Consider the following 24,859-nt stretch of genomic DNA (forward strand, 5'->3'; position numbering starts at 1 on the left):
CGACTGCACAACATTTTTTATTTCATAACTATATACATATTTGTTATTCCCATAAATAATCACCCGTTAATAGCACAACGCGTCAAATATTAATATTTATCCCATTGCCTTGAAAGGAGCGAATGACTACATCATTAGACCGTCTGATAAAAACGGGTAATCAGGGGTTATTAATCTAAATAATTATGAAAACTTATCTTGAAGATGTTTTTAAAAAATCTGGCATACCAACTTATACCTTCGTAAAACCGATTGAATATAACAAGATTATCGTTTCGCTTAGGACGAAGGGAAGAGGAATTATCATTGAAGGTCCTTCTGGAATCGGAAAGACAACTTCCATCCAAAAAGCCATTGAGGAATTAAGTCTAAATAAAAATGTCCTTAAATTATCAGGAAGGAAAGCTTATGATAGAGATTTGATTAAGGAATTACCAGAAATGGGAGATATCGGAACAGTAATAATCGATGATTTCCATGTATTAATCGCTGAAGCCAAATTATCTATCGCTAATTACATGAAGATATTAGCAGATGAAGAAAGCGGATATAGCAAACTAATACTAATAGGAATAAATAAAGCAGGCGATTCTCTTGTACAGCTGGCATCGGATTTAAATAATAGAATTGACACTGTAAGATTCGAAAAAAATCCAGATGAAAAAGTCATGCAAGTAATTGAACAAGGAGAGATAGCCCTGAACATATTATTTAATACCAAAAAAGAAATAGTTGAGCTCTCTAAAGGCAGTTTCCATATTGCACAATATTTATGCAACGAGATTTGCACTTTTGAGGGCATTCTTGAAAGATCAGATAATAAAAGGATTATTGAGACTAGCCTTGAAATAATAAAGCAAAAGGTACTTGATGAATTTGGAAGAACTTTTTATAGTAAAGCTAGAAGCTTCGCAACAGGAACAAGACTTAGAAGAGAAGGTAGGGCTCCTTACCTTCATCTATTATATTGGCTATCGCTCTCTGATGATTGGACAATTCAAATTGATGATATTTCAAGAGAGCATCCTGAACACAAATTGAGTATTCTCCAAGTTGCTGATAAAGGACATTTAGAAGGCGTGATTAAAGATGATGAAAGCATACAGGAAGTTATCCATTTTGACAGCCATTCTCGAGTATTGTCAATCGAAGATCCCAAATTCATGTTTTATCTAAGAAACTTGCTTTGGAGCAAGTTTGCACGTCAAATAGGTTATTTAACTTTTGAAATAAAAAGCAGATATGATTTCGCATTGTCCTTTGCTGGAGAAGATAGAAATCTTGCTGATGAAATTAACAAAATATTGCTTGAAAATGATATCGCTGTGTTCTACGATAAAAACGAGCAGAGTAGAATATTAGGCGAATCCGTAGAAGATTATTTGGCTCCGATATATTCTTCTGAAGCAAGATTCATAGTGGCGCTACTAAGTATGAATTACCCTCGAAAAATATGGACCAAGTTTGAGTCAGACAATTTCAAGCAGAGATTTGGAGAAAATTCCGTAATACCAATCTGGTATTCAAATTGTCCCATTACGATGTTTGATGAATCGAGGAAATATGGAGGGATAACATTTGATGTCAATGTCGATATTCATTCTCAGGCTACCTTGATATGTAGCGAACTAATAGAAAAAATCTATATAGAACGGCAGCTTGAATCTGAAAAGTTAGAGAGCTAAGCGAATCATCAAAAAGTCAACCGCCTCTAATAGCAGAGATAGGATAATTCGGTAAATTAACTACATCTGAATCTAACAGAACCGCCCTCGTACAAGAGAAAATGGAAATGGAAAAACAATACGAAATATTAGACGCTTTACCGACTTACGGGCCGATGCATATTTCCATAACTGATAATGAGCAGCCGTTCTATTCAGAAGGATTTCCTGTTCGGCTTTATAAGACAGATGGAACCAATTGGGTTGCCAACTTTAAACCAGGATGGACTGATTTAAGGAAGGTGATAGAACTTGAAAATACCCAAAACTTATTGGTGATCTCCGGTGGAACCTGTTATTTAATGAACCCAAACCACACCCAACCAATTTTAGCCTTTGGAACTGACTACAATAACATCTTTGAAGCGAGTAACAACAGGCTTGTTTTACAAGATCTAACCGGCTTAACGATCATTGAGCCGGATGGCGCCCATTGGGATACGGAAAGAATATCGTGGGATGGGCTAAAGGATCTAAAAGTTGAAAGCAATATTGTATCAGGGCTCGCCTTCGATCCGATCCATGACGATGACGAATGGGCTCCGTTTAGTTACAATCTTGATACAAGAACTTGGACAGGCGGAAGCTATAATAACTATGCACACACAAAGCCCTGGTGGAAACTATGGAAGTAAACCCTTAAGCCATATATCTGAAAGCCTCCGACGGACGTCTATTGAATATACCAATAAATATTTGTCTCCTGATTTGCCTTAAATCCTTCATAATTTAACCTTGCAGCAATTTCATTCGCAGCAATGCCATTGGTTAATAAAAGGGAATAAGGGGAGTCATGATAAGGCAATTTTAAACAGCAATCCTTTTCCAAAGAATAGACAAAATTTCGATTCGCAAGTTTTACCGCAAGATCAAATTTATTCTCTCCTGTCAGTTTTACAAGTTCAATTTCCTCTCCCATATATTCCGGCCAATGTCCGACCTTAATATCGGTATGTCCCATCTCCAAAAGAAAGTTAAGAAAACGAAGAAGGACATCTTCCGGAATCTTGTCCTCAGCCCAACTTGGTTCAAGAATATGGTTTTCTTTCAAAAAAGGATGAAATTCATTCCATTCTGATCCCACCATTTTCCTAAAGTTATCATTCAAGGATGGATAGGTGATAGTCAATGCTAATCGATCTTTATTCTTTATGCCCGTCTGTTTTATTACCTGACTCCAGGTCACCCTTTCAATTAATGGGTACGTAAGTTCATAATTTTGAAGCTCGTTATAGTGGTCTGCAAATACTTCTTTATAGAACGGATGTAATATGATAAAACAGTCGGTAAAAACCCCTTCAAAAAAAGATAGAATCGGCTCTTCAAGTTCAGTTGCTAAAAGTTTTTTATCTATCTCAGTGATCATTATCCGTAGATTAACTGCATAATTATAACCCCGCCGTCACTTTTCCTCATTAAAATTAAACTTTTTGAGTTAATCATAAATTGTTTGAGATTTAAGGGCGGATACCCGCGTCAGAACACTGGCTATGCCGTGAGCTTACTCCGTTTTCAACAACAATACATCCCAAACGATCCATTACGGGAACTGGATCAAGTATATACGGCGAGATTTCATCGTGTGAATAGCGCATTTCATGTAAGCCAGGCCGGATTTCATGTAATTGGCTACGGATCCAGGGGTAATTTCAGGATATTCGTTACCGAACCTGGCACCGCGCTGCTTTTCCTCTGCGGGATCGCCTGCTTCGTCCTCGCCATCGTCAAGCAGGAATTCGCCTGGGATCAGGGAGCACCTAACCGATAATTTTAAACTTGTTGGGATAGTTAGGATAACCAAAGTTCGAATCTATGATAATAGATACCACATTAAGCGCTCCGTATTTGTCCGTATTATAGGACGTTAATCCATAATTGAACAAACCCCACCCAAAAGTTCTTATCCGTTTGTCAGCGGATGTTTTTCCAAAGTAATTGATTACCCTGTCGTTGATATCTATTTTAAAGGCTAAATACCAGGTTGCACTGGCGAAATTCCAAACAACTTCCCCTTCTTTTTTCTTCTTATAGGCGTCTATAAACAGTCCAAACTTCTCTTTCTCAGCGCCGAAGGTGGAAAGTCCATCGTACTTATCCTGTACATACACGTTATAGTCTCTGTTACTCGAGTTGTGGGCATAGTGGCCCGGTGTGCTGTGAGGCCAATCTATAGGAACCCCTAATTCCAATTTGTTGTTGATCCTGTTGTAAAGAAATATCTTTCCTCTTACCGCACCCAAAGTGGGCAACTCTTTGAACGCGATAACCGGATACTGATGCAGCAATTGTGCCAAGGCGTCCTTAGCAGCCCCTTTGTCGTCCGAGCTAACACCATTCCAATCATCAATTTTTACTGACATTAAAATCAATTCGCTGGGATTAGTCGATAGGAAATTACGGCACTCATCCATTAAAGACGATAAGGACTGGTAGGTATTATCGGGCAGGTCCCCATGACAGGTGTTGAACGTATAGGTTCCGTTTTTGTAATAAACCTTAATCCGGACATCCAGCAACCGGATCCCGTACTCAAGCTGCTTGCTGATCGAATAGTTATGGCAGGTATAGGGCGTATTAATAGTGGATTTTATCGCCGCCGCATCATGGGAGCCGGGGATATTAATTTCCGATATCACAATGTTATCGGATAACCCTTGCATCCATTTGGCCTGATTACTTAGCGTAACTTCGGAAACACTGACGCCAGGTGTATGATCCGATTCGGCATCCACATCTCCCGCCTGATACCGGATGGCGGTATTGCCCCGCCAGGTGGTTCCATCAAAATACGCCGAATAAAGGTTGTTGTTGTCCCAGCCCTTAAAGACGATATAGAGTTTGTTATCGAAGATTTGTCCATTAGGGGCATAATTTGATTGCGGATTGATGCCCCCCGGCTGAGCGCTGATCGGGACATTCCCCTCCCAGGTATTGCCATCGTACCAGGCCACAAAAATATCGTTGGTGCCCTTCCCCTTATAAAACATATAAAGCAGGTCATTAAAAACGACGGCCTCCGGGGCCTGATCGGATTCCGGATTGACACCGCCATTTGCCATTTTTATTTTATTGTTGCCATGCCAGTGAACGCCATCAAACCGGCAGAGGTAGAGATAATTGCTGTTGTTCCCCCTGAAAACGGCGCAAAGCTCGTTTTTATAAACAGCCAGGCCGGGATTATAATCAGATTGTGCCCCTGCCGTGCTGCCCTCCATCATTATTGGTGTATTACCAAACCATTTGCTGCCATCAAACCAGGCGGCGTACAAGTTTTTAGTGCTGCCTCCTCTATAAACAGTAAATAAGTAGCCTTGATAAACGGCCACATTGGGGCTGGCCGTGGATTCCGGGTGTATATCGCCCAGCTGCCTGCTGATCGCATTATTGCCATGCCACCTTTCCCCATCAAACCAAGCGGAATACAGTTTATTAGAGCTAACCCCTTTGAAGATGAGGTACAGCCAGTTGTTGTAAACCGTACACCCCGGATTGGTCTGGGATTCGGGGTGTATCCCACCGGGTTGATCGGCGATCGGTGTATTTCCGTTCCATTGCGTGCCGTCGAAATAAGCCGTATAAAGGGCATTGGAGCCCGGCCTTTTATAAATAATTGATAGGTTTTCCATAGATGTAATTATTGAGAGGGGTTGTGAGTTTAAAATAGGGGCTATCGCCTAAACAGATGGTAGGATTTTTTCGGGGACATTACTTTGAAACCGGGTTTGGGGGACCTCTGTGCAATGGATCTTTTATAGGAAAAGTCTTCATAGGGGGTTTTCGGTTGGAACTGAAAAAAAGAAATGAGTACTTCCAATGTAGTAACTATATTTTAGAAGTACAAAATTTTTATTCTAATACATTGATTAATATATGGAACCCATTTCGGAAAACTCATCCGTCAGCTCCTTAAGCTGTTGCAAGGGCTTTCTGAATTTTTCCCTGTTTTCTGTTCCGATGGTTACATAACACGAGATCAGGGTGAGGACAAACACGGTCAGCGCTAAATAAATGCTTCCCCGAATGCCGCCGGGTATGAATAAGGCAAAGGTAAGATACGTGCCTATGGTACAACTCAGGGGAACGAGTATTACGTCACTTAATTTTTTAAATCTATAGAACCGGAGGAGCGCACGGCGGGTTTCCTGCAGGTAACCATAAAGCGCGCCCGTAGCCTCTCCATTCGGACCGCCCGAAATAACCTCCTGCGCCCGTTTATATAAAAAAACGGTAAACGGAATGTATAATACTATTCCCGCCACACTGGCCATTACCATAACAGGATCAAACCGATGGGCCACGATCACGTAACTCAGCAACAGGTATATCAATAGCTGGAGCAGCAAATTAACCCGGAAATACTGTATGACCATTTTTCTGTGTTTTTGTACACAGCTTTTAACGGTGTGCTTTAAGGATGCCCTGTCATATTCTTGTTTTTCCGGGATCTGATGCTGAGCTTTCCATTCTGCTTTGAAGTGATCCAGTACATTCATCGGATTAAAGATTTTTATCGTTTTTTAATTTTACCTCGAGCGCCCGCTTTATTCTCACCAATCTTACGCTTACGTTGGATTTGCTGATCCCGACGATAGCGGCAATTTCTTCATAGGTCATTTCTTCAAGATAGAGCAGCACAATAGCCTTGTTCAGGCTTGAAAGGGTAGAAATGGCCTTATAAAGCGCATTAACGGCCTCCTCGCGATCCTGAACAGGTTGATCGGGGACATGGGTGGAAACCTCAAGATGATCTCGCGATAATGTTTCAACCTTTTCCTTTCCGGCAATCGTCTTTTTGTATTTAATGGCCGTATTGATACAGACGCTGTACATCCAGGTGGAGAACTTCGATTTCCCACCGTAGCTATCAAAGGACCGCCATAGCTGATAGATCATCTCCTGCATAGCGTCCTTGCGTACTTCCTCGTCATGGAAGTAAACCCTGCATGCCTTGTATGCTATTCCCAGGTTTTGATTTAACTGCTTTAGAAAAACGGCTTCTTTATTACCGGACATTGTTCTCCTTTGATTTCCTCATGGCGTAATCTTTATAAGATTAGTATGGTATTTCATCAGAAAACTACATTTTTCAGGAAATTTTCTTTCCGGATCGCGAAGAAAGTGTTTATACAATCAATTAGGGGCCAGGGTCAAAGGCCGGATGAAGAAGGGATTTTGAGACTTCAATAGCTTCGCCCCGCCTTATCAACGATTTAAGATCCTGCTCAAGAGGAGTTTCCTTTATTTCAATGGCGGTATGTCCCTTAAACTATACTATTTGATAAATAATCAATCACAAAGTATGACTTTATGATAACTAATTTTATAATCAGTTCAATCTAAATAATTATAAATATTTGATAGTTAATCATTTATAACAATTCTCAAAATCGAATGTGATTATCGGCGATAGAGATTAACACTCAATTTCGCCAAATTCAGGAGCATTGACGGCAAGCTAATGCAAACCGCGGCCGGTGAACACTATACGGCATTGTCTTCGCAATGTGGAGACAATTGGAGTGAACAATGTTTTTTCATGTCGAAAATTAACGACAATTTCGACATGAAGATGAATTGATGTTGAACGGTTCACCATAATGAGGGGGCATGAAGTGAATTATAACAGGATGCTTATCCCCGGAGATCAAACAAGCACTATTTCCGCACCCGCAAAAGACGCTTTGTCAGAAACCGGCGCACGGGTTCGTCATATAGCTTCAGGCATAAATAAGCCAGTATTACAGAACCGGTAACCAGCGCTATGGCGCCGGGCAGAGATTGTGTAAAGGTGAGGTGCTCATTTTTTACCCAGGCATAATACAAATAAATAAAGGGGTAATGTACCATATACAGCGGATAAGAAATATCCCCTAAGAATTTGCATACCCGGATGGTCACCTTATTCGTTGTCCTTTCCGAAGCGCCAAGATAAACAAGCAAGGGAAAGACAACAGCAAAACAGATCGTTTCATATAACCCGTTCATCCACAAATTTTCACTACCGCCGATCCGCGGCACCGCAGATAAGATAATTATGAAAAGGCCGCCGATCCAAAAAACGCCTTTTACCTTGACAGGTCTGAATATCCGGGACAGCAGCAACCCTGCCGAGAAGGAAAATAGCAGGCGCAAAGCACCGCCGATCATATTTTCCGGCGTTAAGGAAAATCCCACGCATATATCGCCAAGTGGCCCCCAAATGGCAAATACCGCCAGTCCGCAACCGGCCAGTAAAACCAATACAGAAAGGGCTTTGGTCGGGAGCCTGCGGATGAAGAATGCATACAGGATATTACCAACGTACTCAAAAAATAAAGACCAGCTCGGCCCATTCAACGGGTACATCTCGCCAAGGCCCCGGATCTCAAAACCGGGAGTGGCCGGAATTAAACAAGCATTGATAAGCGTAGCGACCAACAGCATCGTTATCGATACTTTTGAAACGTCCCAGGCGGCGCAACCCTGAAAGTAGAACATAACCGCGCCGATAACCGCCCCCATAACGACCATGGGATGCAGGCGGATAAACCGGCGTTTGAGAAACTCCTTTATGGTCATCGTTTTCCACCGGTCGTCGTAAGCATAGCCAACAACAAAGCCGGAGAGGATAAAGAAGAAGTCGACAGCGAGGTATCCGTGGTTGATCTTCTGGTCTAAATGGCTGGTAGCATACGCTTCAAATAAGTGAAAACAGACCACTGTCAACGCCGCTACGCCGCGTAATCCGTCCAGTATCCTGTAATGCGGCTTCGTGTCCCCAAATGCAGCGGCAGAGATCTCGTTTTCTGACATGGATATTGAATTTGATAGGGTAAAGGCGCAAAAATAACCTGCCTTTTCCGGTTTTTATCCTGGAAAAAGGTATTTTTATGTGAGCAGCTATAACCTTCAGACCCATGAAAATCGCGCGCTTATTGACAACAGCATGCCTGCTGACGTTAGGGACGGCATACGGACAGCCGGCTCCGGACCAGATCGGCAAGATCACCGTTCAGCCTGTCGAACATGCCTCGCTGGCGCTTTCCGTTCCCGGCAAGACCATCTTTGTGGACCCGGTAGGTCATAGCGACCAGCTGAACGGGATGAAGGCGCCCGATATCGTCCTCATCACCGATATCCACGGCGATCACTTCAGCCCGGAGACCCTCGAAGCTCTGCATCTGGATCATGCCACGCTGGCGGTTCCCCAGGCGGTAGCCGATAAGTTGCCGGCCGCTTACCGGTCCCGTGTGGTCGTGCTGCACAACGGCGACCAAAAAACGATCAAAGGAATATCCGTCACGGCGATGCCGATGTACAATTTACCGGAATCGCCCGACGCCTTCCATACCAAGGGAAGGGGGAACGGCTATATCCTCGTGCTCGATGGGAAACGGGTCTATATCAGCGGGGACACCGGGGGCATCCCCGAGATGCGCAGCCTCCGCGATATCGACCTCGCTTTCGTCTGCATGAACCTGCCCTTTACCATGGATATCGACCATGCTGCGGATGCCGTACTCGCCTTCAAACCGCATATCGTTTATCCTTATCATTACAGAGGCAAAAGCGGGAAAAGCGACGTAGCGGCCTTCAAAAAGCAGGTGCAGGACAAAGATCCCGCTATTGATGTGCGCCTGCGCGACTGGTATCCGGCCGAGCCCTGAACATAAAATCTACTACATAGCCCTGGTAATTTTTACAATTTCGGAATTCAATTCCGAAATTGTAACCCTGTGACTATAATCACAAGGGGCGACTACATTTCATGATCTTTTCGACACAAAGCGATACGTTCCTGAACCCACTTCAAACAAAGCCCGGTCGCCTTCCATTTTTATGAAGCGGACGCCTTCGGCGGCGTTTGCGGCTTTTCCGCCTTCTGTAACATCCTCCATTCGTCCGGCCGGTACAAAGATGCGGGCTGTCGTATTGGCCGGTACGGTGAGCTGCCAGTCAAACGTGCCGTCTTTGCTGTGCCAGCTGCTCCTGATCCAGCCCTGCACCGAATGGAAAGAAGCCTGCACCCGGTCCAGGCCCGGGACGGGTATGGGCTTCATAATGATCTTTTTGAAACCCACCGCTTCCGGATCGCTCCTGATACCGGCCAGATCTTCATAAAACCATACGATCAGATCGCCCAGCAACATCAGGTGGTTCCCGGAATTCATGGCCGGGTCGGCGGTATTGCCGTTCCACAATTCCCATATGGTCGTAGCGCCCTCTTTGACCATATATCCCCAGCTGGGATAGGTGGTATTGGTCGCCAGCTTATAGGCCACATCGGGACGGCCGCAACGGGTCAGCGTGCGCATCAGCCATTGCCCGCCCACCAGGCCGGTGCTGATATGCCCGTTGAAATCATGCAGGGTCGTCTGTACGACATGCCCAAAAACCTTTTGCCGGAGGCTGTCGGGCGCCAGATCGTAGGCCAGTGCCAGGATATTCGCCGTGGCAGTATTGTTGGAATAGCTGCCGTCGGGATGCAGGTACTTCTCATTGAATGCTGCCTTCACCTTGCCGGCCAGCGCAGCAAAGGCCGCCTTGTCTTCGGGCTTGTGCAGCAGACCGGCGAACCGCTCCATCAGCTGCAGCATCCGGTAATAAAAGGCGGTGCCGAGATAATCCCCTGCCGTGATCCGCTCGGGTAAGGTCGAATGGATAAGCTTGGGATCCCGGGGCGGCATGCACCAATCGCCATAGATATCCCTGCCGAGGATGTAGCCGCTCATGTATTTGTCTTTCATGTAATCCAGCCACTTTTTCATCGCATCGTAATGGGTACGTACCGGCTCCAGGTTCCCGAACTGGCGATCCAGCATATCGGCGATGATCAGATAAGTGGCCGGCCAGGTCATGTTGTCGGTATACATCTTCCAATAGGTGGGCGCTATGTCGGGGAGGCTGCCCTCGTCTGTTTGCCCGTCTGCGATGTCCTGCAGCCATTTGGCATAAAAGGTATTGTTGTCGAAAATAAAACTCTCTCCGTAGGACCCTACAGCACGATCGCCCAGCCAGCCCATACGCTCATCCCGCTGCGGGCAATCGGTGGGTATACCCCGGTAATTGCCGCGGATGCCCCAGAAGGCATTGCGATACACCTCGTTGATCACCGGGTTGGACGTTTCAAAATGCCCGGTGACCGGCAGATCGTCATAGACCACTTTTCCGACGAAATCATCAGGCTTGGGCGTTCCCGGATAACCGGAGACCTCTATATAACGGAATCCGTGATAGGTAAAATGCGGCTCCCACTGCTGCGCCCCTTCCTTCATCACATAGCGGTCCGTGGTCTCGGCCCCCCGGAGGTTGTCCGTATACAGCGTGCTGTCCGGATTGAGCCGCTCTGCAAAATGTAAGCGGACGGTGTCGGATCGCTTTCCGTTGGCGATCTTCATGGCGGCCCATCCCACCATGTTCTGCCCCATATCCACGATATATTTCCCCGGCGCGATCTGGAAGACCGTCCGGGCATGGAGGGTATCCATCACCTTGATCAACGGGTTCATCTGCGCCACGATCCGGCCCTCCGGCGCCTGCACCTGCCGGGCCGGCAGCCAGCGGCTGTCGTCGAACCCGGGCTGGCTCCAGCCGGGCATTTCCCGGGTGGCGTCATAACATTCGCCGTCAAATTCACTATTGGCCACCACCGGACCGGCGGCCGTTGCCTTCCAGCCGGTATCGCTGGCGACCTGCTTTACGGTCCCGTCTGTATAGGTGATCTCCAGCTGCAGCCGCAGTTTGGGATAACCGAAATCCATGATGGCCGGTATCGCATCTACCGCGTTCGGACGCATGGAAAAAAAACGGCCGTTACCTACTACGGTCCCCAGGGCGTTCGCTCCGCTTTTGAGCGCAGCGGTGACGTCATAGGTGTTATAAAAAGCCCTTTTATTATATTGGGTCGGCGCCGGAGATAATTCTGCATGACCGATCTTTTCACCATTGATAAAAAGCTGATACGTACCCAGCCCGCTCACGTAAACCCGGGCCTGCTTTATCTTTTTATCCACCGCAAACTCCTGCCGGAAATAACGGGCCGCCAGGCGGGTATGCGGCGCATGCGGCGCTTCCCAGGCAAACGTGCTGTCCAGCCCGATCCATTGCCCCGACCAGTCGCCCTCGTGCAATAATCCCACGCTCCAGTGCGCCGGTGCGGACTCGGCCGTATTCCCTTTATTGGTCCATACCCGGACTTTCCAATACCCGTCCGTACGGCTTTTCAGGTCTTTGCCGGCATAGCGTACGCCCACAGACAGGGCCGATTCCACTTTCCCGGAATTCCAGAGATCGCCGCTGTCCTTCTCCAGCAGCTCCGGAGACGAAGCCACCAAAATACGGTAAGCCTGCTGTACTACCCCGCGGGCCGGGGAAGTTATCTCCCAGCTTAAACGCGGGGCGGCTTGCTGGATGCCCAGGGGGGCTTCCCGGTACTCGCAGCGGAGCTGCTGTACCGACAAGCTGGTTTTATGTTTACCGCAGGACAGACCCAACAGCAGAAAGAGGATCGCAAAACAGAAAGAGATGTTGTGGCGCATGACAGGCTTTTTAGCGTACGGATACGGTAGTTGCACCCGTAAGGGCTACTAAATTAAGCCTTCGCCCGGGCAGGAGCGTCCTGTTGTATCCTGTCTGCATTCTATGGCAAAGGACAGCTCATCATCCTCAGCTTAGCGTAAGCTTAAAGGACCGGAAAATTTTACCGAAGACCCGGTTGCCTTGTAATGACCGGTACGATTTGCTGCGTCAAAGATGTTATCTTTATAGGAGAAATATGAACACTTCCGATACACATAATGAGCGCATCGCAAAAATGACCTTCGCCTCGGTCTATCCCATGTATCTTGCCAAAGTGGAGAAGAAAGGCCGGACAAAAGCAGAACTGCATCAGGTGATCTCCTGGCTGACTGGCTTCGATGATAAGCAGCTCCAGCAGCTGATCGCCGAAAAGGCAACTTTTGAAACTTTCTTCCAACAGGCTTCCTTAAACCCCAACGCACAACTGATCACCGGAATGATCTGCGGGTATCGCGTAGAAGAGATCGAGAACCCCTTAACCCGGCAGGTCAGGTACCTGGATAAGCTGGTGGATGAGCTGGCCAAGGGCAGGAAAATGGAAAAGATCCTGCGCGGCGCGTAGGGGTCGACTTAGAAAAGAGGCAACTGATATTTGGTACTTCTGCCCCCGCTTTCTCCTAAATGAGTAATTGCACCTTTCCGTAACAGGTCCTGAAGATCCCGGGTAGCCGTTGCCTTCGATGCTTTGGTCAAAGAGATGTATTTACCGGTACTCATGCCTCCTTCAAAACCATCAGGTCCGGCTTCAAACATTTTTTTGATGACCTTAAGCTGCCGCGCGTTAAGCAGGCTTTTATATCGATCAAAAAACCGGGTCTTTCTTAAAGAAAACCCCACCATATCTTCTGCAAACTGTTGCGCGGCAAGCGCCACATCCACAAAATAGCTGATCCATGCGGTAATATTCAGGGTTCTTTGCGCTTTTTTCAAAGCATTATAATATGCCTGCCGGTGCCTTTCAATAGTGCCCGACAAGCTCAGCAATACCGGCCTTCCGATGCTTTGCGACAGCACCTTTTCTGCTATGGCGCGACCCATCCGGCCGTTACCGTCAATATGCAGAAAAATAGCGCTCTTGGCAAACTTAAGCTCATCATTTCGGCTTAACCAGGGCAAAAGGGTGATAATACAGCAGCATAATTCTTCTCGATGATATGCGAAACAGCGGTGCAAACAAAAAGAAAGACGGTTACCGTTGCAGCACCGGTCAATTGAACTTCGCCCTGAACGCCAGCGGGGTTTGACCGGTTTGGGTCTTGAACAGCTTGCTGAACGACTGCGGGTGCCCGAAGCCCAGCGCATAGGCGATCTCGCTGACGGACAGCTCGGTGACAGAGAGTCTTTCCTTCGCCTTTTCGATCAGCTTGTTGTGGATGTGCTGCTGCGCGCTTTGTCCCGTCAACGTCTTCAGCAGGCTGCTTAAATACCGGGGCGAAACGTTCAGCCGGCCGGAGATGTATTGAACGGTGGGCAATCCTTTTACGGCTATCTCTTCATTATTAAAATGATCCGTCAGCAATTCCTCGAGGCGGCTCAGTAGCTGGTGGCTGGATCTCTCCCGGGTAATGAATTGGCGATGATAAAATCGCTCGGCATAGCTCAGCAATGTTTCAACGTGTGAAATAATGATCTGCTTGCTGAACTTGTCGATATTGGCATGGCACTCCTGCTGAATGTGGGCAACGATGTTACTGACCGTTTCCTCCTCTTTCTCGGAAAGGAACAGGGCTTCGTTTACGGCATAATCAAAGTATTCGTATCGACGTATGTTTTTTGCCAATGCCGTATTCCATAAAAAATCGGGATGGATCAGCAGCATCCAGCCGGATCGCCCGGTAGCCGGACCGGAATCCTCTTCAATGCTGAAGACCTGGGCCGGGGCAATAAAGAACATTACCCCCTCGTCAAAATCATACGCCTGCTGACCGTATCTCAGCTTGGCATTCACTCCGCGCTTGACCGAAATATGGTAAAAATCATTCACCCACCTGACCTGGCCGAGATCGGGCTGACGTACGATCTTCGCGTAATCTACCACGCTGATGAGCGGATGCTCCGGCGGAGGCAGGCCCCTGAGCCGGTGAAACTCGCTGATCGTCTTTACCTTTTGTGTCTTCATCTTTACCAGGCAATTTCGCCCTTTTTCCCAAAATATTTCCCTGTCGGCCCGTCAGGGTCTATCGTGGCATATTTTACAACCACTTCTGCCGCCTCCGCTGGGGTCTGGATGCCCTTGAACTGATTTAAGCCGGTTGCCGTATAACCGGGGCCCACGCTGTTTATCCTGAAAGCGGTGTCCTCAAGTGCCCGGGCCAGCATTACCGTAAAAGCATTTAACGCCGTCTTTGAACAGCTGTAGGCATCATAGATGCGATGATGGGGATTGGAAGTACCGCGCTGAAAGGTCAACGACCCCAGCTGGCTTGAAACGTTCACGATCCGCGGCCCGGAAGACTTTTTCAGCAGATCAAGAAATACTTGTGTTGTCTGTACCGCGCCGAAGAAGTTGGTGTCAAATACTTCCCGCAAATTGTCCATCCCGCCTGTTGAGATATGTTGCGGCTGCTTTCCGGCAATGCCCGCGTTGTTGATCAGGACATCCAGCTGCTGCGTTTTGCTTTCCAGTTCTTCTCTGGCCGAGCGGATCGAGACGATGTCCGTTACGTCTATCTCCAGGCAGTTCACATGGGTCAGCCCTCCGGCTTTCAGCTTTTTTACCGCTTCCAGTCCCCTGGACTTATCGCGGCTTCCGATATAAACGTAATGATCAAGCTGCGCCAGTTGCCTGGCGGTTTCAAAACCGATTCCCTTATTGGCACCGGTGATCAGTGCGATTTTCATGGTACTTTCTTTATCCGCAAAGTTCCGGCAGGCTTAGCAACCGGAAGTAGCCGAAAGGTGGATTGTTGTAACCGGATTTCCCACCCCTACTTAACAGAAAGATAACCCGGATTTAAAAGAAAAAATCGTTATATTTGGATGGAAGGCCCGGAGCTTTACCCCTGGCTAAATATATAAAATCCGGATATGACTACTGCAGTCGTCATCATTGTGCTGGCCGTTATCATCCTTGTGATCTTCATTATAATCAGAAATCGCAGGGATAAGGAAAAGCTGCTCTCTCCCGGCCCCGAAGAGGATCCGATAACCGAAGAGAAGACGGATATACAACGACGGGAAGAAGATCAGTGACTACGGCGGAACGGTCCATCCGGTCTTAAGCGCCACGACAACAGGGTGAACAGGAGGAATATGAGCGGGAATACGACAGAAGCATAATCCTTCACGACGATATGCGAAACGGTTGCGCCCGTAAACAGGAAGACCAGCCCCGCATATGCCCACTCCTTCAGCCATTTCAGCCGGGGTAGGGATATCGCCACAGCGGCCGGTATCTTTGCGCTACCCAGTATAAAGGCCAGGTAGGCCGGATAACCCAAACGGGAAAGCACCCCCTGCACCGCTCCTTTATTGAGAATATTGAAGTCCCACAGCGCCCCGTCGATCAGCTCGAAGACCAGCAGCGCCGTAACGATCCAGAAAGCGATATGCTTTATTTTGAAAGGCTTGCCCATAAATCTGCCTGTTCGCGGATGGGTTCCATCCAGTCAACAATCGGATGAATACCGGCATTCTCGCATATCCGGCATTCTCGCATATAAAGTTAGGAACTTTTGAAAAGCACGTCGTATGGCGGCATACAGCATCTTTATGATGAGCGGCACAGACAGTCTCCCCTAACTTTGCCAAACCATGCGCTGTCCGAATTACTAATTTTTTTGGCACAATTACTAAAAATATTAGTAATCTTGCGAATAGAACATGGCTATGCCCATAGAAAACCGCCATATCGCCTGCCCGGATACGGACGCCAAAGCGCATATCTTCCAAAAGCTGCAAAAGGAAATACTGGCTTTGCAGGGGCTGCATAAGCCCGGGGAGAGCCTGCGGGTAAACGCAGGACTGGGCGCTGTGGAAGCGGCTTTCCCGGACGGGGTGTTCCCCACCGGCGCCATGCATGAGTTCATCAGCCAGGGCCCGGAAGAAGCCGCCGCCACCGAGGGTTTCATGGCAGGACTGCTGGGCGGGCTGATGCAGCAGGGCGGCTTTTGTCTGTGGGTGGGCTCTCCTCTTTTCCCGCCGGCCCTGACCCGGTTCGGTATCGCACCGGAAAAGATCCTCTTCGTCACTACCACCCGGCCGAAAGAAATCCTCTGGGCCGTGGAGGAAGGACTGCGGTGCGCAGGATTGACGGCCGTAGTAGGCCGGCTGCAGGAGCTGAGCTTCACGGCAGCCCGGCGGCTGCAGCTGGCGGTGGAGCAAAGCCGGGTGACAGGGTTCATCCACCGTTGCCGTCCGCGAAGCGAAAACACGATAGCCTGTGTGGCCCGCTGGAGGATAAAGCCGCTCCCCGCCCGCACGGAAGATGCCCTGCCGGGCGTAGGACATCCCCGCTGGACGGTGCAGCTGCTGCGTGCCCGCAACGGCAAGCCGGGCGCCTGGCAGCTGGAGTGGGCCGAAGGGCGCTTTCATGTGCTGCCGCCGGCCGCCACAGCCCCGGAAGTGCGGATACGAAAGATCGGATAACATGCACACCCGCTATGCCGCCATATGGTTCCCTTACCTGATCGCCGACCGGATGGCCCGCCGCCGGCCGGAGCTGTACGGTAAGCCCTTTGTGCTGGCTGCGCCGGAACAGGGCCGCATGAAGGTAACGGCCGTCAGCGCCGCCGCCCGGGCCGAAGGGATTGCCCCCGGCAGGGTGGTGGCAGACTGCCGGGCGATCCTGCCGGAGCTCCGGGTGTTTGACGACCGGCCGGAACAGGCGGGGAAACTGCTCTATGCCCTGGCGGAATGGGGCCTGCGCTATACTCCCGTGGCGGCGGTGGACCCGCCCGACGGTCTGTTGCTGGATATCAGCGGCTGCCCGCACCTCTGGGGCGGAGAACAGCTCTACCTCGAGGCCTTAACGGGTGAGCTGGAGGGCTATGGATACCATGTCCGCGCAGCCATCGCCGACACCATGGCCACGGCCTGGGCGGTCAGCCGTTACGGGCAGCAGCGGGCGACCATCGTTCCCCCGGACGAACAGGCTGCCGCACTGCATCCCCTGCCGCCGGCCGCGCTGCGGCTGGAACCGGCAACCCGCGAACGCCTGGAAAAACTGGGATTTTACCGGATAGGTCGTTTTATACACCTGCCCAGGCCGGCGCTGCGCCGGCGTTTTGGCGAGGCGCTGCTCCGAAGGATGGACCTGGCCCTGGGGCATACGCCCGGGGTGATCCGGCCGATTGAGCCCGCCGCGCCACACACGGAGCGGCTGCCCTGCCTGGAGTCGATCCGCACGGCAACAGGCATAGAGATCGCCCTGCAAAGGCTGCTGGAAGCCTTGCACCGCCGGCTGGAAAGAGAAGGCAAAGGTCTGCGCTCCGGCATATTCAAAGGTCACCGCGTAGACGGCCAGATCCGGCAGATCGCCGTGGCCACCACCCGCCCCTCCCGGAATGTGGCACATCTTTTCAAACTCTTTGCGTTGCAGATCAGCCGCCTGGAGCCGGATCTGGGCTTTGAGCTGTTCACCCTCGAGGCGCCGGTGGTCGAAGCGCTGCCACCCGGTCAGGAAACCCTTTGGGAAATGAGCAGCCACAGGGATAGCGCCATAGCCGAATTGCTGGACCGGATCGCCGGCAAGATAGGACCGCAGGCCATCCGCCGCTATCTTCCGGATGAACATTACTGGCCCGAACGGTCGTATAAGGTGGCGGCCTCCCTGCAGGAGCAACCCGCGGCCGCATGGCCGGACCACCGGCGGCCGCTGCACTTGCTGCCCCGGCCGGAACGCATCAGGGTGGCGGCGCCCATACCGGACTATCCGCCCATGCTTTTTGTCTACAAAGGGAAAATACACAAGGTCAGCAAAGCCGACGGACCGGAAAGGATCGAGCAGGAATGGTGGATCGAAACCGGGCAGCAGCGGGATTATTATATCGTCGAAGACGAAACGGGCGGCCGGTACTGGCTGTTCCGCTCGGGTCACTATGATCAGCAAAAGCCGGAATGGTTTTTACACGGCTTTTTTGCATAGCAAGAAGGAGGGCGTAGGATGAACTACACGGAATTACAGGTAACGACGAACTTCAGCTTTCTCCGGGGCGGCTCGCACCCCGAAGAGCTGGTGGAGCAGGCCTCCCGTCTGGGCTATACGGCCATCGGCATCACCGACCACAATACGCTGGCGGGCATCGTCCGCGCGCATGCCGCTGCCCGCACACAGGGTATCCGGGTGATCCCCGGCTGCTGTCTGAACCTGGAGGACGGGCCGCCGCTGCTGGCTTACCCTACGGACAAAGCGGCCTATGCCCGCTTGTCCGGCCTCCTCACCCTCGGCAATCTCCGGACCGAGAAAGGCCAATGTCTGCTGTACCGCAAGGATGTCTATGCGCATGCCGAAGGCATTTTGTTTATCGCATTACCGCCGGCGCAGCTGAATGAGAAATGGGATTTTGAACCGGATTTCAAAAACGCCCTGCAGGCCTACCGCCGTGCATTCGGGGCCGCCCTGTACCTCGCCGGCTCCTGGTCCTACCGGGGTTTTGACGCCAAAAGGCTGTATCGTACACAACAGCTGTGTACGGAGCTGGACATTCCCATGGTAGCTGTCAACGATGTATACTATCACGATCCGGCCCGCCGGGAGCTGCAGGATATGCTGACCTGTATCCGCGAAAAATGCACGATCTCCGGCGCCGGCTACCGCCTCTGTCAGAACGCCGAACGCTTTCTCAAGCCTTTTTCAGAAATGCAGCGCCTGTTCCGGCTGTACCCGGATGCTATTCAATGCACGCAGGAGATCGCCTCCGCTTGCCGCTTCTCGCTGGACGAGCTGGAATACGTCTATCCTGAAGAGATCACTACGGAAGGACGCACGCCGCAGGAAGAGCTTTGCCATCTCACCTGGCAGGGCGCCCGCGAAAGGTTCGGGGAACCGGTTCCTGAAAATATCCAACAGTCCATCTTATTCGAGCTGGACTTTATCGCCCGGAAGAACTACGCCGCTTATTTTTTAACGGTCCACGATTTTGTGCGCTTTGCCCGCAGCCGGGATATCCTTTGCCAGGGACGTGGCTCTGCGGCCAACTCCGTGGTCTGCTATTGCCTGGGCATCACTTCGGTCAGCCCTGCCAAATTCAAGCTGCTCTTTGCTCGTTTTATGTCGGATGCCCGCGACGAGCCGCCGGATATAGACGTGGACTTCGAGCATGAACGCCGGGAAGAGGTGATGCAGTACATCTACCAAAAGTATGGCCGCGACAGGGCGGGCATCGTGGCTACCGTCACCCAGGTGCATTACAAAGGCGCAGTGCGGGATGTTGCCAAAGCCATGGGGCTTTCGGTGGATACGGTAAACCGTCTCGCCGCCTGCGGCGGATTTCACGGGGAAGGGGTGGAGGAAGAACGTATCCGGCAAAACGGACTGGATATCCATGATCCCCTCTTGCGCAAAGCGCTGGAACTTACCAAGCAGTACATCGGCTTTCCCCGGCAGCTGGGACAGCATACCGGCGGCTTTGTCATTACCCGGGGAAAGCTTTCCGACCTATGCCCGGTGCTCAATGCCCGCATGGAAGACAGGACCAATATCGAATGGAACAAGGATGACATCGAAGCGCTGGGCTTCCTCAAGGTGGATGTGCTGGCCCTGGGTATGCTGACCTGTATCCGCAAATGTTTTGACCTGGCCGGGCAGCACCACGGCCTTGCGCTGACGCTGGCCAATATCCCCGAAGACGACCCGGCGGTATACGAGATGATCAGCCATGCCGATACCATCGGCGTTTTCCAGATCGAAAGCCGGGCGCAGATGTCGATGCTGCCCCGGCTGCGGCCCAAATGCTTTTATGACCTGGTGATCGAAGTGGCCATCGTGCGTCCGGGGCCGATACAGGGCGACATGGTGCATCCTTATCTGCGTCGCCGCAACGGAGAAGAGCCGGTGGAATTCCCTTCTCAGGAATTAAGGGACATCCTTGGCCGGACGCTGGGCGTACCGCTTTTCCAGGAGCAGGCGATGGAAATAGCGATCGTGGCCGCCGGCTTTACGCCCGACGAAGCCGACGGGCTGCGCCGGAGCATGGCCACATTCAAGGCAAAAGGGAAGGTGGCGGAATACGAAAAGAAGCTGATCTCCGGCATGGTGTCCAGAGGCTATACGGAAGAATACGCCCGCCGGGTTTTTAGGCAGATAGAAGGTTTTGGCAGCTACGGCTTCCCGGAAAGTCATGCCGTCAGCTTTGCCTTGCTGGCCTATGTTTCCTCCTGGCTGAAGTGTTATTATCCCGATGTGTTTGCCTGCGCGCTGCTGAACAGCCAGCCGATGGGTTTTTATCAGCCGGCTCAGCTCATCAGCGACGCCCGCCGGCATGGTGTAGAAGTCCTGCCGGTCGATGTCAACCACTCTTTCTGGGAATGTACCCTGGAGGAGCGCAACGGCAACCACTGCCCGTTACGCCTCGGGTTTGCACAGGTAAAAGGCTTGTCCGCCGGGGATGCAGCATTGCTGGTATCGGGAAGAAAAAAAGGCTACGCCACCCTTACGGCCCTGCGGGAAGCCGGCGTGCCGCCGGAGGCATTGGAACGGCTGGCCGATGCGGATGCTTTCCGCTCCCTGGGCCTCGACCGGCGGCAGGCGCTCTGGGAGGTAACCGCGCTGGGCGACCGTCCTGTCGGGTTGTTCGAAGGGCAGCCTGCGGTAAGCGCCGATGAGGAAAAGGTAACCTTGCCGGCGATGTCGCTCTCCGAACATGTGCTGCAGGATTACGGCGCTACCGGCCTGTCTTTAAAGGCGCACCCCGTTCATTTTGTCCGCCGGGAGCTTTCCCGGCAAAAGGCGACCCCCACGGCAGAGCTGAACCTTTGGCCCGACGGCACCATCGTCAGGGTGGCCGGGATAGTGCTGGTGCGGCAGCGTCCCGGCACTGCGGGCGGCACCTGCTTCATCACCATAGAAGACGAAACGGGGAGCGCCAACCTCATCGCTTTTCCCAAGCTGCTTGAAAAATTCCGCAAGGAAATACTCTATTCACGGCTGCTGATGGTGGAAGGCCGGCTGCAACGGGAAGGAGAAATTACGCACGTGCTCATCAAAAGCTGTTACAACCTTACAGGGCTGCTTGACCGGTTGCTTCCGGGTGAAGATGAAGCGTTCCCGCCGGGAGCTTTGGAACCGGATCAAGAGAAGATAAAAAGACCGCAGGCCATACAGGGAGAGATGTTCCCTTCCAGAAATTTTAAATAATAAAAAGCAATTCAGACGTGGTAAATAATTAAATGTAAGCTTTCTGCGCTAACTTTAAGTTGTTTGAGATTTAGGAATGCGGACGCCCGCGATGACTTTATGTACGGCGGCTGGGCCATAGCAGGAAGCCTTGTTTTTATCTAAAGCAATCTTGAATGAAAAAAGTAATCTTAGACCTCGCCACGACCTTAGACGGGTTTATTGAAGGCCCGGATGGGGAAGTCGACTGGTGTATTATGGACAGCGATATGGATTTTGAGGGTTTCCTATCGGGTATAGACACGATATTTTACGGCAGGGTGAGCTACGATGCCTGGGGAAATTTTCAACCGGATACGAATACCAGCCCTGCAGAAAAATCGATCTGGAAGGAAGTGCATTCAAAACATAAGTATGTTTTTTCCAGCCGGGACAGACAGGATGATAACGCCACTTTCATCAGCTCCGACATAGCCAATAAGGTTTCGGAAATCAAGAAGCAGGGTGGAAAAGACATCTGGCTATACGGCGGAGCAGGTCTCATCCATACCTTTATCCGGTTGGGCCTTATCGACCTGTACCGGATATCGGTACACCCGGTAGCTTTAGGAAGCGGCAAGCCTTTGTTTGAAAATCTCAGGGAACGGATAGAATTAAGACTGGTCAAAACCAACAGCTTCAGATCGGGCGTGGTACAGCTTATCTACGAACCCGAAAACAGAACGGCAGCCCGCCCGGTTTAACCGTCTATGGCTGATTAAAGGCCGCCGCGAAGTCGCGGGCAAAATCGCTGATCTTTATCCTCCCCAACGCCGGGCGATGGCGGTAATAGTCCTCATACAATACACCACCGCGCCGCGCCGCATTCATTTCCACAAAACCCCGGGCGGTCCGGGGGTTCATCCCCGAAGCGATCAAGCCATTCAAAAATTGCTCGTCGGGAACTTCCTCCCACTTTAGTCCGGGCCGGCCGATGGCCGCTCCTAAAATCCCGGCCACCTCGTTTGGCGAAGCCTCGTCGCTGGCGATATAACGGATCGTTCTGCCTTCAAAAGGCTGCTCCATTTCTCCGGCAATCGTTGCGGCAATGTCCGACGGCGAAACCCAGGGCTCCTTTTCATCACCGCCATAGTTTTGCACGATGGCGCCCCGGCTTTTTATAACCGGGATAAAGGCAAGCATATTGTAATAAAAGCCAACGGGCCGCATGAATTTAATGGAAATATTTCCCGGCAATTCGTTCAAAATACGTTCTGCAGCATGGTGGATGGCCAGGATACCATTTCCCTCGTCCATATGAGCGCCTATACTGCTTAAATGTACGACGCGTTGTATACCGGCCCGCCGGACGGCTGCTTTGAGATGGTGCCCAATCCGGATATTGGCCGTTGCAAAATCCAGGTCCGGATCAAAGAAGCTGCCGGCGCCAAGCGCCAACATAGTATACACCACATCTGCGCCGTTGAAAGTTTCCGCCAGGAAATCCACATCCTGCAGGTTACCGATAGCCGCTTTGGCCCCCAATGCGATGATGTTTTTTTCCCTTTCGGCCGTGCTGCTGATAACCGTAACCGCGTGTCCTTTTTGCACCAGCGCCTGCGCCAGTGGTTTTCCGATGTGCCCTATAGAGCCTGTGAGTACTATTTTCATTTTAATTGCTTTTTGACAGGACAAAGGTCGGCAGGCTTCCCAAAGCGGATGTAGCCGGATCTGCTTTTATTGTAGCCAAAATTGAGGAAGATGGCCTGTTGCTCGTCGCCATAGGGCCGGTATGCGGTACCCCATCGTTAAATGTCCAAATTGACCCGCCATAAAGTCTGTTTTACACCACCTCCGGGTAGGGATCTATCTCTACTTTTGGGTTGAAATAATTTCATCATTAAAATCTTAAGGTCATGAAAAACGAAGATTTCACAACGACGCTCCTGGTGGAGGCAACGCCACAGCAAGTTTTTGATGCCGTTAATAACGTACGCGGATGGTGGTCTGAAAACATCGAGGGCGACACGGCTCGGCTGAACGGCGAATTTGTATACCATTACCAGGATGTACACCGGTGTAAAGCGAAGATCACCGAATCGATCCCCGGCAAAAAGGTGGTTTGGCATGTGCTGGACAATTATTTCAAATTCACCAGGGACAAAAGCGAGTGGAAAGACACTGATGTCGTCTTTGAGATCGCCGGCAAAGGCGGCAAAACACAATTGACCTTCACCCACCGGGGACTGGTGCCGGCCTATGAGTGCTATAATATCTGTCACGACGCCTGGACGCATTATGTACAGGACAGCTTAAAAAGTCTTATCCTCACCGGGAAGGGCAAGGCTACCCCCAAAGACGACGGGGCTGGCAGCGCCGCGGCAGGATCGCCGGAGGATCAGGCTGTATCGGAGCCGGCAGCGCCGAAAAGCATTTGTCACAGGCTGCTCATCGAAGCGCCGGTGGAAAAAGTATACGGGGCATTGACTACGCAGGAGGGACTGGCCGGCTGGTGGACGCCGGATACCACGGCGAAGCCCGAGGTAGGAAGCGTGGCAAGGTTTGCTTTTGGCCCGGATTATTTCAAAGAAATGAAAATAACCGAGCTTAAGCCCTACAGCAGCGTGAAATGGGTTTGTCTTAAAGCATATCCCGAATGGATCGGCACCACGCTTAATTTTGAGCTGGAGCCTCATGCCAAAGGTGCCATCTTATCGTTTCACCATGACGGGTGGAAGGAATACACCTCCGAGTTCGCCTCATGCAGCTATGCCTGGGCGCTCTTTTTCAGAAGCCTCAAACTGCTTTGCGAAACCGGCAAAGGGCTTCCTTATCCGGATTTTGAGCAATAGGATGCCAAAAGATCCTGCAGCAGTTCATGTTCCCTGTCGCCTCAGGCGGTAGGGCATGGCTGGCAGAATGGAGCCGGCGTTTTCAGAAAAGCTCTACCTTCAGCCGGTCAATCGTCATCGTGAGCCGTACGGATCTACCGTCAAATATCAAAAGCCATGCTTTTTATCAGAAAATATGCTTCGCTGATCGTCGGGATAGGGTTTTTAGGAGTAGGTATCCTGTCCTTCTCCCGGATCTTTACGGATATATCAAAGCCGGCCGGACTGGCCATGGCGCTGGTCGGCATTATCAGTATTGCCTATTCGGTCTTCAGGAGAAAATAGCACGGCGCTGTCGCTGTTTCTCCCCTTCGAAGGGATGACATAGGTTTTTCCTATCAAAATATAAATTTAATTGATTTTGATTATTTCATCAGAATCTTACTTTTATTGTCCTGACAGGAATGCCTAATCTCATTATAAACGCATACAAA

22 protein-coding genes are annotated in these 24,859 nt (G+C 50.6%); 11 read left to right on the forward strand and 11 right to left on the reverse strand.

Going from position 1 to position 24,859, the window contains the following annotated elements; all coding sequences use genetic code 11:
* Nucleotides 1-185 precede the first annotated feature (185 nt).
* Both ABD851_RS00005 and ABD851_RS00010 read left to right on the forward strand, forming a co-directional pair.
* Nucleotides 186-1,685, forward strand: a complete 1,500-nt coding sequence (locus ABD851_RS00005; RefSeq protein WP_344973336.1) for a TIR domain-containing protein — start codon at nt 186-188, stop codon at nt 1,683-1,685.
* 107 nt (nt 1,686-1,792) lie between these two features.
* A complete protein-coding gene (locus ABD851_RS00010) occupies nt 1,793-2,359 on the forward strand; it encodes a hypothetical protein (RefSeq protein WP_344973338.1) in 567 nt (188 codons plus the stop codon).
* A gap of 38 nt (nt 2,360-2,397) precedes the next feature.
* Here the strand turns inward: ABD851_RS00010 and ABD851_RS00015 are convergent, their stop codons facing one another.
* The 5 genes from ABD851_RS00015 to ABD851_RS00035 form a co-directional block, all read right to left on the reverse strand.
* Nucleotides 2,398-3,090, reverse strand: a complete 693-nt coding sequence (locus tag ABD851_RS00015; protein ID WP_344973341.1) for a DUF2711 family protein — start codon at nt 3,088-3,090, stop codon at nt 2,398-2,400.
* Between the two features lie 391 nt (nt 3,091-3,481).
* Nucleotides 3,482-5,350 carry a phosphoinositide-specific phospholipase C-related protein gene (locus tag ABD851_RS00020; RefSeq protein ID WP_344973344.1) on the reverse strand — a complete coding sequence of 623 codons (1,869 nt, stop codon included), beginning with the start codon at nt 5,348-5,350 and terminating at the stop codon, nt 3,482-3,484.
* A 237-nt stretch (nt 5,351-5,587) separates the two neighbouring features.
* Nucleotides 5,588-6,094, reverse strand: a complete 507-nt coding sequence (locus tag ABD851_RS00025; protein ID WP_344973347.1) for a hypothetical protein — start codon at nt 6,092-6,094, stop codon at nt 5,588-5,590.
* A gap of 127 nt (nt 6,095-6,221) precedes the next feature.
* Complete coding sequence (locus tag ABD851_RS00030; protein ID WP_344973350.1) at nt 6,222-6,737, reverse strand: RNA polymerase sigma factor; 516 nt, start codon at nt 6,735-6,737, stop codon at nt 6,222-6,224.
* Between the two features lie 642 nt (nt 6,738-7,379).
* Nucleotides 7,380-8,516, reverse strand: a complete 1,137-nt coding sequence (locus tag ABD851_RS00035; RefSeq protein ID WP_344973354.1) for an acyltransferase family protein — start codon at nt 8,514-8,516, stop codon at nt 7,380-7,382.
* 104 nt (nt 8,517-8,620) lie between these two features.
* Here ABD851_RS00035 and ABD851_RS00040 point away from each other — a divergent pair, with 104 nt between their 5' ends.
* Nucleotides 8,621-9,370, forward strand: a complete 750-nt coding sequence (locus ABD851_RS00040) for an MBL fold metallo-hydrolase (protein ID WP_344973357.1) — start codon at nt 8,621-8,623, stop codon at nt 9,368-9,370.
* Between the two features lie 99 nt (nt 9,371-9,469).
* Here the strand turns inward: ABD851_RS00040 and ABD851_RS00045 are convergent, their stop codons facing one another.
* Nucleotides 9,470-12,241, reverse strand: a complete 2,772-nt coding sequence (locus ABD851_RS00045) for an alpha-L-rhamnosidase (RefSeq protein WP_344973360.1) — start codon at nt 12,239-12,241, stop codon at nt 9,470-9,472.
* Between the two features lie 236 nt (nt 12,242-12,477).
* On the opposite strand from ABD851_RS00045, the gene ABD851_RS00050 reads away from it, so the two are divergent.
* The gene (locus tag ABD851_RS00050; RefSeq protein WP_344973362.1) at nt 12,478-12,843 is read left to right on the forward strand and encodes a DUF2200 domain-containing protein; all 366 of its coding nucleotides are present in this window, start codon (nt 12,478-12,480) and stop codon (nt 12,841-12,843) included.
* A gap of 8 nt (nt 12,844-12,851) precedes the next feature.
* On the opposite strand, the gene ABD851_RS00055 is transcribed toward ABD851_RS00050, so the two are convergent.
* Genes ABD851_RS00055 through ABD851_RS00065 form a run of 3 tightly spaced genes read right to left on the reverse strand, consistent with a single transcriptional unit; the run spans nt 12,852 to nt 15,122 of the window.
* Nucleotides 12,852-13,454, reverse strand: a complete 603-nt coding sequence (locus tag ABD851_RS00055) for a Fic family protein (protein WP_344973365.1) — start codon at nt 13,452-13,454, stop codon at nt 12,852-12,854.
* Nucleotides 13,455-13,488: 34 nt separating this feature from the next.
* Nucleotides 13,489-14,409, reverse strand: coding sequence for a helix-turn-helix domain-containing protein (locus tag ABD851_RS00060; protein ID WP_425549945.1), 921 nt, complete (start codon nt 14,407-14,409; stop codon nt 13,489-13,491).
* On the reverse strand, nt 14,403-15,122 hold the full coding sequence (locus tag ABD851_RS00065) for an SDR family oxidoreductase (RefSeq protein ID WP_344973371.1): 720 nt from the start codon (nt 15,120-15,122) through the stop codon (nt 14,403-14,405). The genes ABD851_RS00060 and ABD851_RS00065 overlap by 7 nt, the downstream gene beginning before the upstream one ends.
* Nucleotides 15,123-15,308: 186 nt before the next feature.
* On the opposite strand from ABD851_RS00065, the gene ABD851_RS00070 reads away from it, so the two are divergent.
* Complete coding sequence (locus ABD851_RS00070) at nt 15,309-15,473, forward strand: hypothetical protein (RefSeq protein WP_344973374.1); 165 nt, start codon at nt 15,309-15,311, stop codon at nt 15,471-15,473.
* Here the strand turns inward: ABD851_RS00070 and ABD851_RS00075 are convergent.
* Nucleotides 15,467-15,856: a DoxX family protein gene (locus ABD851_RS00075; protein WP_344973377.1), complete on the reverse strand. Its 390-nt coding sequence runs from the start codon at nt 15,854-15,856 to the stop codon at nt 15,467-15,469. The genes ABD851_RS00070 and ABD851_RS00075 overlap by 7 nt on opposite strands.
* A 253-nt stretch (nt 15,857-16,109) precedes the next feature.
* Between ABD851_RS00075 and ABD851_RS00080 the strand changes: the two genes are divergently transcribed.
* From ABD851_RS00080 to ABD851_RS00095, 4 genes are all read left to right on the forward strand, one after another.
* Nucleotides 16,110-16,868 carry an ImuA family protein gene (locus tag ABD851_RS00080; RefSeq protein ID WP_344973380.1) on the forward strand — a complete coding sequence of 253 codons (759 nt, stop codon included), beginning with the start codon at nt 16,110-16,112 and terminating at the stop codon, nt 16,866-16,868.
* A 1-nt stretch (nt 16,869) separates the two neighbouring features.
* Nucleotides 16,870-18,366, forward strand: coding sequence for a Y-family DNA polymerase (locus ABD851_RS00085; RefSeq protein WP_344973383.1), 1,497 nt, complete (start codon nt 16,870-16,872; stop codon nt 18,364-18,366).
* Between the two features lie 18 nt (nt 18,367-18,384).
* Nucleotides 18,385-21,576: an error-prone DNA polymerase gene (locus ABD851_RS00090; RefSeq protein ID WP_344973386.1), complete on the forward strand. Its 3,192-nt coding sequence runs from the start codon at nt 18,385-18,387 to the stop codon at nt 21,574-21,576.
* Between the two features lie 155 nt (nt 21,577-21,731).
* Nucleotides 21,732-22,298 (forward strand): dihydrofolate reductase family protein, encoded by a 567-nt coding sequence (locus ABD851_RS00095; protein WP_344973388.1) that lies wholly within the window; start codon nt 21,732-21,734, stop codon nt 22,296-22,298.
* 4 nt (nt 22,299-22,302) lie between these two features.
* On the opposite strand, the gene ABD851_RS00100 is transcribed toward ABD851_RS00095, so the two are convergent.
* On the reverse strand, nt 22,303-23,205 hold the full coding sequence (locus tag ABD851_RS00100; protein ID WP_344973391.1) for an NmrA family NAD(P)-binding protein: 903 nt from the start codon (nt 23,203-23,205) through the stop codon (nt 22,303-22,305).
* A gap of 245 nt (nt 23,206-23,450) precedes the next feature.
* Between ABD851_RS00100 and ABD851_RS00105 the strand changes: the two genes are divergently transcribed.
* Entirely contained in the window at nt 23,451-24,386 is a 936-nt protein-coding gene (locus ABD851_RS00105) for an SRPBCC family protein (protein ID WP_344973394.1), read from the forward strand.
* 156 nt (nt 24,387-24,542) lie between these two features.
* Nucleotides 24,543-24,710, forward strand: a complete 168-nt coding sequence (locus tag ABD851_RS00110) for a hypothetical protein (RefSeq protein ID WP_344973397.1) — start codon at nt 24,543-24,545, stop codon at nt 24,708-24,710.
* Nucleotides 24,711-24,859 lie beyond the last annotated feature (149 nt).

This window comes from Compostibacter hankyongensis (assembly GCF_039541075.1).
Taxonomy (GTDB): Bacteria; Bacteroidota; Bacteroidia; order Chitinophagales; family Chitinophagaceae; genus Compostibacter; species Compostibacter hankyongensis.